At 65.6% G+C, this 13,597-nt stretch carries 8 protein-coding genes; 4 read left to right on the plus strand and 4 right to left on the minus strand.

Annotated features, from left to right (window positions below):
• Positions 1-36 precede the first annotated feature (36 nt).
• The 4 genes from AC628_RS29625 to AC628_RS29640 form a co-directional block, all read right to left on the minus strand.
• Positions 37-606 (minus strand): invasion associated locus B family protein, encoded by a 570-nt coding sequence (locus tag AC628_RS29625; protein WP_074130289.1) that lies wholly within the window; start codon positions 604-606, stop codon positions 37-39.
• Between the two features lie 5 nt (positions 607-611).
• A complete protein-coding gene (locus AC628_RS29630; protein ID WP_074130290.1) occupies positions 612-5,819 on the minus strand; it encodes a beta strand repeat-containing protein in 5,208 nt (1,735 codons plus the stop codon).
• A gap of 519 nt (positions 5,820-6,338) precedes the next feature.
• A complete protein-coding gene (locus AC628_RS29635; RefSeq protein ID WP_245321387.1) occupies positions 6,339-7,226 on the minus strand; it encodes a helix-turn-helix domain-containing protein in 888 nt (295 codons plus the stop codon).
• Positions 7,227-8,176: 950 nt separating this feature from the next.
• Positions 8,177-9,901 (minus strand): peptidoglycan-binding domain-containing protein, encoded by a 1,725-nt coding sequence (locus tag AC628_RS29640; protein WP_074130292.1) that lies wholly within the window; start codon positions 9,899-9,901, stop codon positions 8,177-8,179.
• A 536-nt stretch (positions 9,902-10,437) separates the two neighbouring features.
• Between AC628_RS29640 and AC628_RS29645 the strand changes: the two genes are divergently transcribed.
• From AC628_RS29645 to AC628_RS29660, 4 genes are all read left to right on the plus strand, one after another.
• A complete protein-coding gene (locus AC628_RS29645) occupies positions 10,438-10,869 on the plus strand; it encodes a hypothetical protein (protein WP_074130297.1) in 432 nt (143 codons plus the stop codon).
• A 22-nt stretch (positions 10,870-10,891) separates the two neighbouring features.
• Positions 10,892-11,113 carry a hypothetical protein gene (locus AC628_RS29650; RefSeq protein WP_074130293.1) on the plus strand — a complete coding sequence of 74 codons (222 nt, stop codon included), beginning with the start codon at positions 10,892-10,894 and terminating at the stop codon, positions 11,111-11,113.
• Between the two features lie 121 nt (positions 11,114-11,234).
• Entirely contained in the window at positions 11,235-12,809 is a 1,575-nt protein-coding gene (locus AC628_RS29655) for a putative bifunctional diguanylate cyclase/phosphodiesterase (protein WP_083633196.1), read from the plus strand.
• Positions 12,806-13,597: hypothetical protein (locus tag AC628_RS29660; protein ID WP_143201873.1), on the plus strand; the 792-nt coding region annotated here is incomplete at its 3' end. The genes AC628_RS29655 and AC628_RS29660, both read left to right, overlap by 4 nt.

The following is a 13,597-nucleotide window of genomic DNA, read 5'->3' on the forward strand; positions in this document are numbered from 1 at the left end:
ATGCCGGAATTCCACATCCGCATGTCCGACCTCGCTTCATTTGAGTTTCGCCAGCACGCCGGACAGTCCGTCCAGCGGCGCCTCCAGCGTGATCGGTCCGCCCTGCGGAAGCGGATAGGACACGAGGCATGGCGTCGCCGCGCGGATGTGCCGCTTCAGCACGTTGCCGATCGCGATCGTGGCGAAGCAGAAATTGGCGTCGCAGCGATCGGTCTGCGCGACGATGCGGTCGGGACTGTCGCCCATCGCGAGCTCGATCTGCGCGCCGACCCCGGCGGCTGCGGGGATCCGCATCGCCATCAGCGGCTTGCCGTCGGCGGTCGCAATCAGCGACCAGTTGAAGGCGACCGCGCCCTGCGCGTTGACGATCGACTGCGTGACGTTGCAGACCCGGCGCTTCGATTTCAGGCTCTCGTCGCAGATCAGGGTCCAGTTCTTGAACGGCTGGATCATCCGCCTGAACTCGCCAAGCGTCTCGCCTTCCGGCACCATGACGTCCGATGGCTTCACGGTGTAGGCCGACGGCGGCGCCGACTGCGCGTCCGCGCTCGCCGCCTCGCCGAGCCAGATCGCCAAAGCCAGGCACGCCAGCCGCCTCGTCGCCATCAGGGTCAATTGAGCGTCAAGCTCAAGCCCGCGCTGACACCCCAATCGCCGCCTGCGGTGGTCGCCGCCGCGTTGGTGCGCAGCCGGCCGTTCTCGCTGGTGTAGCCGATGCCGAAGGCGAGCGCGCCCTGGCTGCGCCAAACGCCGCCGCCGGCCGATGCGCTGATCTTGCCGGGCCGGTCGTCATAGCGCAGCGATGCCGCCGCCATGCCGATCGCCGCCGCGCGCCAGGCGTCCTGCCGCACCTCGCCGATCTGGCCGTTGAGCTGCTGGAACGCGCTGTTGAGCTGGTTGACGTTGACCGCATCGGTGCCGGCGACGCCCGCCGCCACGTTGCTGATGGTCACCGGTCCGCTGCTGCCGCTGTTCAGCGTCACCCTGTTGGTGGTGTTGCCGGCCGCATCGGTATCGTAGCGGATCGAGCTCGACGCAACCGCCTGCAGCTGGCTCACATTGACCGCGTCGGTCGCAGCCGAGCCCGCGGCGACATTGGTGACGCGGCGTTCGGCGCCGGACGAACCGACCGACACCTCGCCGGTCGCAACCCCGGCGACGGACTTGCCGACAACAGGCGTGTAAGCCGCATCGCTGAGATTGGCCGTGGTGGTCGCGTTCGCACCGAGCGCCAGCGAGTTGGCCGCTGTTGCCTTGGCGCCGGCGCCGATCGCGACCGAATTGTCGCCCGACGCGGCCGAGCCGTTGCCCATCGAGATCGCGTTCGCCCCGCTTGCGACCGACTTCGGCCCGATCGCGACACTCTCCGCACCGGTCGCAATGGAATCGGCTGCGGTCGAATTCGCGTGGAAGTATTTTACGCCGCCGCCGCCGTTGCTGATGTTGTTGACGGTGTTGTAGAGGTTGTCGAGCGAGGTGTTGGTGGCCCAGAGCTGCGAGCCGTTGATCGCGTCCGTCGAGGTCGCGGTGATCTGGCCCGCAGCGACGTTGGTGATGGTGCGTTCCGCACCGGCGCTGCCGACGCTGACAGTCGACGTCGGATTAGTGCCGGCGAAATTGTAGGTGGTGCCGCCGATCGTGGTGCTGGTGGTCTTGACCACCGCCTGTGTGGTCGAATTGGCGCCGAGCGCGACGTCGCCGGCCTGTGCCGTCGCCTTGGCATTCGGGCCGAGCGCGACACTGGTCGGGTTGGTGGTCTGGGATCCCGCGCCGATCGACACCGACTGGATGCCGTTGGCCGCCGCATTGGTTCCGAACGCAATCGAGTCGGCGAAGTTGGACACCGAATTCTGGCCGATCGCGATGCCGCCGGGCGCGGTCTGCGCCACGGTTGCGCCAAAGCCCATGCCGATGCCGTTGTCGCCATTGACCACGGTCTGCGGCCCCACCGCGACCGAATTGTTGCCGACCGCGAGCGAGTCTGACAGCGTCGAGTTGGCGTGGAAGTATTTCGTCGTCGTGGTCGCGAACGACGTCAGCGCGCCGGTCAGCTGCCGCACGGTGACGGCATCGCTCGACTGGGTGCCGTCGGCCACATTGGTGATCTGGCGATAGCTCGTCGCATTGCCGACCGACACCGCGCCGAGCAGCGTGAGATCGGTGGTGTTGTAGGGAATGATGGTGCCGCCGATCGTGCCGAACGCCGGCGCGAGCGGGCGGTTGGACACCGAGCCCGAGCCGATCGCGACGCCGTCGGCGACGCTGGCCTGGGTGTTGAAGCCGAGCGCGGTGGCATTCGTGGCGGTCGCAGAGGCGGCAACGCCGGCCGCCATCGAATTGGTCCCGGTCGCGCCGTTGTTGTTGTAATTGGCCTTCTGGGTGCCGCCGTCGTTGTAGCTGTAATAATGTGTCAGGCCGTTGTTGACGACGGTCGAGAGGCTGTCGATTGCCGACGTGGCGGCAAACAGCTGCGAGCCGTTGATCGCATCGGTCGAGCCGTTGCTGATCCGCCCGGCGGCGACATTGGTGATGGTGCGCTCGTTGCCGACCGCGCCGACGCTGACCGTCGAGGTCGCCCCTGTGCCGGCGAAGCTGTAGGTGGTGCCGTTGATCACCGTGTTCGGCGTGTTGACTGCGGCGGCGGTGACGCTGCCGAAGCCGAGCGCGACCGCGTTTGCGTTCGAGGCGCTGGCGTTGGCGCCGAGCGCGAGCGCATTCGCGGCACCAGCGCTCGAATTGACACCAAGCGCGGTCGCCTGAACGCCGGCCGTAGCCGCGTTCTGGCCGATCGCCGTGCTGGAGTCGCCCGAGGCCTGGGCATTGGGGCCAACCGCGGTGCTGTATTGGCCGGTCGCCTTGGATATGTATCCGAGCGCGACGCTGTCGAGCGCCGATGCGGTGGAGGAGTTGCCTACGGCGATGGCGTTCGTACCGGTCGCCGTCGACACCGGTCCGACCGCGATCGAATCGGTCCCCACAGCAGAAGAATCGGCCAGCGTCGAATTGGCGTGGAAATATTTGATGCCGCCGGTGTTGATGTTGTTGACGGTGGTGGCGAGGCCGTCGACCGCCTGGTTGGTGGCCCAGAGCTGCGAACCGTTGATCGCGTCGGTCGAGCTGTTGCTGAGCCGGCCCGCCGCGACATTGGTGATGGTGCGCTCATTGCCGACAGCGCCGACGCTGATGGTCGAGGTCGCCCCCGTGCCGGCGAAGCTGTAGGTGGTGCCGTTGATCACCGTGTTCGGCGTGTTGACGGCGGCGGCGGTGACGCTGCCGAAGCCGAGCGCGACCGCGTTTGCGTTCGAGGCGTTGGCGTTGGCACCGAGCGCCAGCGCATTCGCGGCACCGGCGCTTGAATTGACACCGAGCGCGGTCGCCTGAACGCCCGCCGTCGCCGCATTCTGGCCGATCGCGGTGCTGGACGTGGCCGAGGCCTGGGCATTGGGTCCGATCGCGGTGCTGTACTGGCCGGTCGCCTTGGATATGTATCCCAACGCCACTGCGTCGAGCGCCGATGCCGTCGAGGAGTAGCCGGCGGCGATCGCATTGTCGGCGCTAGCGGACGAGGCGTTACCAACCGAGATCGCGTTGGTGCCGGTCGCAGTCGACACCGGGCCGACCGCAACCGAGTCGGTCCCCACCGCGGAAGAATCGGCCAGCGTCGAGTTGGCGTGGAAATACTTGATGCCGCCGCCGGTGTTGATGTTGGAGATCGCCTGGTTGGTGGCAAACAGCTGCGAACCGTTGACCGCGTCCGTCGAGCTGTTGCTGAGCCGCCCCGCCGCGACATTGGTGATGGTGCGCTCCGCGCCGACCGCGCCGACGCTGACCGTCGAGGCCGGCGTGGTGCCGGCAAAGCTGTAGGTGGTGCCGTTGATCACAGTGCTCGCGGTGCCGACGGCGGCGGCCGTGACGCTGCCGGAGCCGAGTGCGACGTCGCCGGATTTTGCCGCCGCCGTGGCGCCGTTGCCCAGTGCGACATTGCCGACAAGACCGGCGGCACCCGCGGTGGAACCATTGCCGAGCGCCACGGAGCCCTGCCCGATCGCCTTGTTGTTGTTGCCGATAGCGACTGCGCCTGCGGCCTGGTTGGCAGCGGTGGCGGTTGCGGTACCGTCGCTGTTGGCAATGTTGTTGGCGCCGCCGGTGAAGGCACCGGTGCCGCTGGCATAGCTGGGATCGCCGATCGCCACCGCGCCGTTGCCAAAGGCGGTGTTGTTCGCGCCGATGGAAACGGCCTGGCCGCCGGTCGCCACCGAATTGGTGCCCAGAGCGACCGCATTGGCGGAACTGGCCGCGGCATTGTTACCGACAGCAATGGCGCTTGCAGCCGACGCATTGGCGCCGATGCCGAGGGCGGTGCTTGCGACTCCGCTGGCGCTGGCGCTGACGCCGGCCGCGAGAGAATTGTCTCCCGTCGCCTTCGCTCCAGATCCGAATGAGGAGGCATTTTGGCCGCTGGCAACGGCGGTGTTGCCGACCGCAGTGCTGGCAGCGGCACTCGCATTTGAGGCGGTGCCGATCGCCAGCGCGCTTGTGCCGGCGGCGCTTGCCCCAACGCCGGTCGCGAGCGAATTGATGCCGGCGGATGCCGCATTGTTGCCGATCGCGATGCCGCCGGTCGCCGCGCTGCTGACGATGGCGCCCGATCCGATCGCCACCGAGCCGCCGGAGCTCAGCGCCTGCGTCTGGTTACCCAAAGCAACGCCGAAATTCCCCGACGCGGTGGCGAGGTTGCCGGCCGCCAGCGAGCTGGTACCGGACGCGGCGGACTGGATGCCAAAGGCGGCGGCGTTGGAGCCGCTCGCATTGGCGAGGTATCCCACGGCTGCGGTCCCGACGGCGGAGCCCTTCGCGCCGTTGCCGATCGCTGTCGACTGGTTTCCTGTCGCAGCCGCGGACGTTCCCAACGCACTGGCGCCCGTCCCCGTTGCTGATGCACTAGAACCGACGCTGGTCGACCACGCCCCCGTCGCGGCGGAACCGGTGCCGAGCGCAACGGCCTCGAACGTGAAGCCGGCCGGCGCGGTCCCGCTGGCATTGGCATTCACGCCGATCGCAATTGGAGAACCGCCGCCGGCTCCGGCGTTTGCCTTGGCGCCGACGCCGATGGCCGTGCCCGAGCCGTTTGGAGATGAGGCGGCGGACGACAATCCAATCGCAATCGAGGCACCACCGGAGGCGCTGGCCGATGAGCCGATGGCGACGGCACTCGCGCCGTTCGCAGTGGTGTTGACGCCGAAGGCGCTCGACCCGTCGCCGGTGGCGTGCGCGTTTCCGCCTACGGCGAGGGCGTTGGTGCCGGTCGCGTTCGCGAAGACACCCATGCCGATCGCGTTGAGACCATTCACAGAGTTGGCATAACCGACGATGATCGAGCCGTCGCCGGTTGCGGTGTTCGAATCGCCTATCGCCAGGGAGTTCTGGCCATTCGCATTGGTGCCAGTGCCAATGGCGGTTGCGCTGACACCGGCGGCGTGGGCACCACAACCCATAGCAGTGCTGCCAGCCGTTGCAGCAGTGGGACTGGTGCAGTTGGCGGGGTTGCTCAAAACCCCATTGCCGATGGCGACCTGCGCGAACGCCGCTTGCGGAGACATCATTGTCATAACGGCAAACACCGCGCCACCCGCACCGAGCGACCCGATCCCAAGCCGATCGCGCTTCATGCCGAGCGTCCGGTGCGCCTGCCGCAGCACCGCCAGCAACCGGCGCCGCAGCGAGCGGCTGTCCGCGTCACCAGACGCGACCCAGCTCCGCACGAAGCCGGTGCGGCCTTGACGCTTCAGCAACGCGGTTGGAGTCTGTGCGACAGCCATGGTGCATCCCCTTTATGACATCTGGTCCAGACGTCGGGGGTGCCGTGCCACTGCAGACCGAATGCGATCCCATCGGACACGCATATGGAGACATCATGAGCGCGCGATCCGCGCTCGTCTTCCGGTCCTGGTTGATGATCCGTCGAACTCAACGAGCGCATCTTGCCACCCAGCGCTCGCTCGACTGCCCCACCAATGTGCCCCGAGTCGTCATAACGGAAAATGATAGACACATATTTGACAACGTCACTCAGCAGGCCGTCCAAATAGATGGCAGATCGTCTCACAAGTTGAACGATCATTAAGGCACACGGTGCGCGGACGTGTCATATGAATCCGACCGTGCACAACGCACGGCCTGCATCCCCACAGACTCGTCATGCCCGGCCTTGTGCCGGGCATCCACGTCTTGCTTGGTTTCCGTGCGTGCAAGACGTGGATGGCCGGGACAAGCCCGGCCATGACGAATGTAGAAATGGGAGCGCCAAAGCTTTCGCTGTCATTTGGGATTGCTCCCCTTCAACCCGCGCTCGACGTGCGCCGCGCGCTTTCGCGCATCTCGCGCGGGCTGACGCCGAACTCGCGACGGAATGCGCGCGTGAAATCGGACGCCAACTTGAAGCCATGGCGATAGGCGACTTCCTGCACCTGCCGGTCGGGACTGCCGACGAGTTCGGCATACGCAGCGTGCAGGCGCTTGCGCATGATGTAGCCGGCTACGCCGCCGACGCTTTCGAATGCCCGGTATAAGTTCGAGCGCGATATTTTCAACTTTTGCGCGATTCGATCCGGCGTCAGCTCGAATTCGCCGAGATGCGTCTCTATATAAAGACGCGCACGCTCGAACAGCACCGACTCGATCGTACCGCGCGCCTGCTCCAATCGATCCGAGGACAGCTGAATGCACGCGGCGATCATCTGCGCGGTCGCCCGCCCCGCCTGCCGCAACTCCTCCGGGGACATCAGGACCAGGCGCGTTTCGAGCCTGTCGAGATAGTCGGTCAACAGTTCGATCAGATTGCCCGAGAGCAGGATGTTGCAGATCTCGCTAAGCTGATCCGCCACGCCTGCGAACGAGCTGCGCGGCAAAGCCAGCACCAGCCCATCATAATTCGTGATGCTGCCGCGGAAATCGTCATCGAGCGAGATCAGGAACGTCGCGCCAGGTCCGGCATGAATCCGCCGCTCCGCGGTTTCGAAGCGGGCTTCGCCGGCGCGCACGCGGAACAGCCACCAGATATCGACCGGCGTGCCCTGCGACGGCTGCGCCGCGCGCGCGAATGTTTGCGCGGCAAATCGCCCTGACGTGAACACGACATCGGCCATGTTGCAGGTCAGGTAATCCACCTCGAACCCCTGTGCAGGATTGTGCCCCTCCGGCGGCGCGACGTCGACCAGCGAGGCCATGCGCGTCTTCCAGACTTCGAATTGCTCCGGCGGCGGATAGGACCGTGTCGTGAAAAGCCGCGGTGCCGCCGGGGCTATATCCCTGATGTTCCGGGGTTCGCGTGGCAAGGGAACTTGTTCCAGGAGCTTCGCTGCGCTCACCGGCATGTTGTCGTCTTGTTGCATGTACTTTCGTGCCCCGTTGTCACAAACGACGAACGTCGTCTCAACGGAGGCGCATTCCCAAGGTTGCGTCGCCGGCCTCTGACGGGCAGGCGAATTTCACATGGACGGAGAAACAGCATTTTGGATGCGGACATCGCCCGCTTACGCCGGCCGCTCCTGATAGGGCCGACGAGTCCTGCGGCAGTCGTGCTCACACATGGCATTCATCATTGTCGCGTCATTGCATTGTCGCGTCACAGCCGATCCGGCTCGGAAGCTCCCGTCACCGAGTCGGCTCGACTGATCTAGAGAACAATCTGTGCAAGAACCAGAGGGGCGACGACGTGCGTCGTGCGGAAATCCAAAATTGCCTTCGTGCGATGCGATCGGGCAACGCATCATCGCAGGGTGTCCAGAAAATTTTCTCGATCTCCGCGCAGCGACGAAACGAACGTCATAAGCGAGACGCGATCTAAGCACGGTACATGACACATCGAGAATCCCGCGCACGGGTTCCTCGGCGACCGCGACCAAGGGCATTTGCCTAATCATGTGGCATTCCATCGCGTGCAACCTGAATGCAATCCATGCGGACGGCACACGTGAGCTGCACGAGGCGCACATGTTGTCGCACGTTGCCGCACTCTCATTTGAACGTCGAGATGACGAAGGTCACAACGGCTCATCACGTTGCGAAGAACTTTCCCGCTGGACGCACGACGCGCGAAAGTAGGGACGCCTCAAGAAAGGAGCCCCGCCGTGCGGCGGGGCTCTTGCTCGAGCATCCTGTTTCCGATCCGAACATCCTATTTGCGATCGGAGTTTTGCGCCGGCGTCTGCGTGCTCTGGCCTGCGCCAGACGATGGCGGATTGCTGCTCTGGTTAGGTTGGCTGGACTGTTCGTCCCGGCCAGCCCCTCGCTGGTTGGCACTGCCCTGACCAACTGTCGACTGGCTCCGAGGTGCAGCCTGTCCTGTCGTATTGTGCTCCGGGGCCTCGCGCTGAGCGGACGGCTCATTTCCGGCTCGGCCGGATGTCGACTGGTTCTGCGGCGAGTTTGCCTGTCCCGTCGTTTGTCCATCCCGCGTTTGCCCGGTCGAGCTCTGCATTTGCCCGGTCGTGCTCTGCTCGGCGGGCTGCTGCCGTGCGCCGCCGCGGCCGACCGTCGACGGCTCTCGCCCCGCACCCTGGCCGATTCGGTCCGACAGGCCCAATGCGGCAACGGTGCGCGTGTCGACGCTGCCGCTGGTCGCGATGCCCTCCCGACGCTGGAAAGTGATCAACGCCTCGCGGGTCCGCGTCCCCATGACACCGTCAGCCTCGCCGACCAGCAGGCCGCGGTCGATCAGCACCTGCTGCACCTCGCGGATCTCTTGAGGATTGAGGTCCATCATCGCATAGCTATCGCTGCTGCTGCGATGGTGGCTGAAGCGCGTCCGCGGTCCGACCGGGACCACGTCGACGACCCGGCGATCCCGATCGAGGAATACGACTTCATCCTCGACGACGAAGAAGCTGTCGTCGCGATAATACGGGAACGCATCGATCAGCACCGGGAAGGCGGCGACCGACACGACGTTGAACCTCCGGGGCACCACCACGCCCGGATTGACCGCGAAGTTGATCGCGTTGACGTCGACGCGCGGCGCGTTGCGTGCAGACAGCACGGAGCGCTGGATCGTGCTTTGCTGTTGCGCGGTCACCGTGCGTCCGGCCTCGGTCTGGACCGCAGCATTCGATTGGGTTTGAGCACTTGTACCGGCTTGTCCCTGGGCCTGACCGGTGGTCTGTCCGGAATTGACCTGTCCGGACTTGGCACCGGAGTTAACCTGGCCCTGCGTCGTGCCGGATTGCTGGGTGGCCGCGCCCGTGGTCTGGCCGGCTCTACTGTTCTGGCCAGCCGTTGTGCTCTTGTTCTGGCCCGTCGTTGTGCTCTGGCTGGCTGTCGGGCTCGCGCCCTTGCTCTGTCCGGTGGTGGTGCCCTGACTGCGGTTCGCAGTGCCGGCGCGGTTCTCCTGCTGCTGGCTCTGCCGCGTTGTGGCGTTGCCGCGTTCGCGGGATTCAGATCGGCCCATCTGCTCGCGCTGGCTTCGGCTTTGGCCGACGGTCTGCTCTTGTCGGCCCTGGCTGCGCTGACTCTGCCGCTCGCCTCTCTCCTCTGCGCGGCCGCTTTCGCGGGCTTGCCCGGTGGTCTGGCCCTGCACGCGTTCGCCGCGCTGGGTAACGCCGCGACCGATCTGACCTTCAGCCCGACCGCTCTCTCGTGCGCCGCCTTCGCCGCGGCCAACCGTCATGCCTTCGCTTCGCGACGCTCCGGGACTTCCATGCATTGTGCCACCGGAACTGCCGGGCGACGGGCCTGCGGATCGGCCGTGTTCGCCACCGCCGGCTCCAGCGCCGGTGCCCATGCTGCCACCACCCATGCCACCACCGCCGCCTTCGCGCATGCCTTGCGCCGACGCGAGACTGACGCCGGCCAACAGCACAGCTGTCGTCAGCAGAAACTTGCTCTTCATGGTCTTGCTCTGCATTGCCGATTCCTCCTGCAATATTGCGGCTATCCAGTTCGCGAAAGCTGACGCCACTGGCCGGCGCTTCTCCGCTGCAGCCGCATTCCAACAAAGCCTGGCGAGCTACGCGGCACATGCGTGCGCACCGCTCGCCGATGAACCTGCCTTACTGGAAAACAACGTCCCGGCCCGCGCCGTTCCTAGACGCGGGCCCGACGCGACATTTCGCGCCGGAGGAACAGCTTTGGCATCATTCTCGGCCACCTCGGTATGGTGCCGGATCCCGTTTCAGGAACCGATTGTCACCTTTTCCCGTCTCGCATTGGGCACGAGTTCGAACGCACGCCGATCATCCGCCGGCGCAATGGAATGAGTTCCGTTCAGTCGTGAACACTTGTTCCATCGCCCGCAGCTTGCACCGTCGCGCGCAATCGAGGCTGTTCTGGCCGCAGTTCTTCTTCAGGACGTCCTGCCATCACCGCCGGAGCGCCGCGATTCGAAACCAACGCTGACCTGTCCCGTTGACCGGCTGGGCAATCAGTATCGAGGAGGATGTCATGAGGAAAACAGCCCTTGTTCTTGCAACGGTCGGTGCGCTTGGGGTGGGCGCCATCGCAGCCCCGGCGCCCGCCGAAGCACGGTGGGGACACGGAGGGTGGGGAGGATGGGGTCCCGCGCTTGCAGGCGGATTGATTGCCGGCGCAGTCGTCGGCGGCCTCGCCTCGTCAGCCTATGGCTACCCCGGCTATGGCTACGGCTACCCCGGTTACGGCTATGGCTACGCACCCGCCTACTATGCGCCCGGTTATGCCTATGATTACGACTACGGCTACGCGCCGTATCGTTGGGGCGGCGGCTACACCACGACATATTATACCGGGTACAGGCCGGCCTATTACGGCTACCGCTATCGTCACGTGGTGCGCCCGGCATACGCCTACTACGCCGGCCCCTACCACCGCTGGCATCATCGCTGGCATCGTTGGTGAGACCGGGTAGAAGCTCGCCGAATTGCGCGGGCATGGCAGATGCCCGCGCCGGTTCGTCTGGCATGACGCTGGCGCCGTCAGCGGCAGCAACATCGCAGCCGACGACATCGTGATCCTGCGCGTGCTCGGAACCATTCGGGTTGCCGATCAGCCGTCGAACACGCTTGTTCCGAACCAGGCGCCGGAGCCCGGTAGTTTTACCGTCGACGAAAGTCTCGATAAATGGACCGCGCCGCCATCGTAGTTTTGTAACCATCTTGCAAATCGTTATCGCGCAAAAGTCGCGGACGGCCTTCACGCAACCTTTTGCAAACTCCAGACTGCCTACCGTCGCCGGATATTTGATTGGTAGTGGGGACGAGGAGATGGTTGGACCGCGGCCCAATATTTCGATGCGGCTCGGGGCCACGATCAGGGAACTGCATTCTGGCGTCGAGAATGATCCCGCCGTTGCGTCGGCCGGGACAAGTTCGGAGGTCGAGCGCCTGCGCGGCGTCATTGCACGCCTGATGCACACGGCGGCGCATGACCAGCTGACCGGGCTTCCGACACGCAGCCTGCTGCTCGAACGGCTGGATCGTGAACTGGCGCACGAGGCCGATGACGGCGCGCGGGTCGCGGTGCTGTTCGTCGATCTCGACAACTTCAAGCTCGTCAACGATTCACTCGGCCATAGCAGCGGCGACAAGGTGCTGACCGAGATGGCCCGTCGCATCGTTGCATGTCTTGGACCGGACGATACCGCGAGCCGGTTCGGCGGCGACGAGATGGTCGTCCTGCATCCGCGTGCCTTGGATTCTTCTGGAGCTGCGCTCGGCAGGCGGATCCTCGCAGCGCTGGCCGAGCCGATCCTGCTCTCCGGCAAGGAAGTCGTGGTCTCGGCAAGCGTGGGGCTCGCGCATTGCAAGCCCGGCACGAAGTGCGCCGAGCAATTGCTGCGCGAGGCGGACACCGCCCTCTATGCCGCAAAGGTCCGTGGCCGGGCGCGACTGGCGGAGTTCAACGACGAACTGCATGCCCGCGCCGAGAAGCGCGTCCAGATCGAATCCGATCTGCGGGCGGCACTCCGGGAATCGCAGCTGTTTGTCGAGTATCAGCCGCAGGTCCGCCTCAAGGACGGATGCGTCGTGGGTGTCGAGGCGCTGGTGCGCTGGCGACATCCCGAGCGCGGCATCATCTCGCCCGCCGACTTCATCCCCGTCGCCGAGGAATGCGGGCTCATCGTCAAGATCGGACGGCAGGTGCTGCAGGAATCCTGTCGCCAGCTCGCCGAGTGGACGAGGCAGATGCCTGGCCGCCGGCTCGCCATGACCGTCAACGTGTCGCCGCGTGAGATCGCGGAGCCGACCTTCATCGAGGAGCTCCGCCAGGTTCTCGCCACGACCAATGTCGATCCGACCGCCCTGTGCCTCGAAATCACCGAAAGCGTCATGATGAGCGCGCCGGAGGAGGTCGTCCAGGTCCTCGATCAGATTCGGCAGCTCGGCGTGTTTGTCGCGATCGACGATTTCGGGACCGAGCACTCGTCGCTGTCGCGCCTGCGCGACATGCCGGCCGAAGTCCTGAAGATCGACCGCAGCTTCATCGACGGTCTCAGCAGCGAGCCAGGCGATACCGCGATCGTGTCATCGATCCTGAGCCTGGCCTACGCGATGGGCAAGCACACCATCGCCGAGGGCGTGGAGAGGAGCGAGCAGGCCGCCATGCTGCTGCGCATGGGCTGCGACGTCGCCCAGGGCTATTTCTTCTCGCGGCCGGTTGCGGCCGACCAGATCGCGCCGATGCTGACCAAGGCGCTCTGGCATCCGAGTTCGGGACGCGCGCTGCACGCCGCGCAGCCCGTCGAAGGACCGGTGCGGCGCGGCCATCACTATTTCATCGATGAGTTTCTCGATCACATCGGGGCGCCGATGGGCACCAAGGCGACGGTCTCGCGATGATGTACCTCGTCATTGGTCTCAGCAATCTGGCGATCGGGCTGGCCTATGCAGGCCTCGGGCTGTTGTCGGCCTGGGAAACCGTCAGCCTGCATCGCTACCGCGGCTGGTCCCGCTTCGGCATCGGATTTTCGATGATGGCCGCGAGCTGCGGCCCGCATCATCTGGTGCATGGCTTTCAGGTGCTGCAGGGCGAGAGCGTGTCCTGGTCGATGCTCGCCGTCACCCTGCTCGGGCTGCCGGCGGGACTGACATTCGTGTTCCTGCGATTCGAGACCGTGTTGGGCGGCCAAGGCGAGCGATTGATCGCCCTCTCGCCGCATCGCGCGATGTTGCTGGTCGGCGGATTCGCGATCACCGCGGGCTGGCTCTCGGCCTGGGCGATGGCCCAGCCCGGTGCATACGTCCCCTTCCTTTGCACGTCGGCCGAGCTCGCCGCGCGCGTGACGACGCCGGGCAGCTGGATCGACCTTGCGTCAGCCACGTTCTTTGCCAATGTGTTCGTGACCGTGACCTACGGCCTGGTTGGCTGGTATCTGGGTGACCATCAGGTGCGCCGCTATCTTGCGACCGGCGTGTGGTCGCTGTCCGGAGCTGCCCTGACTGGCGTGTTCTTCAGCTGTGCGCTGATCCACCTGATCGATGCCACGACCCACGGCAGCGGCGCGATGCTCGTCTTCGACCTGATCGGCATTCCCGCCTCGGTGTATTTCCTGTGGGTCGTCGAGCAGCTGCACAGCGACTCCGTGCTGGACTGGAATCGGCGTCCGCTGGTCGGCGCCGCGGCGCGC

It is taken from the genome of Bradyrhizobium sp. NAS96.2, assembly GCF_001908235.1.
Taxonomy (GTDB): Bacteria; Pseudomonadota; Alphaproteobacteria; order Rhizobiales; family Xanthobacteraceae; genus Bradyrhizobium.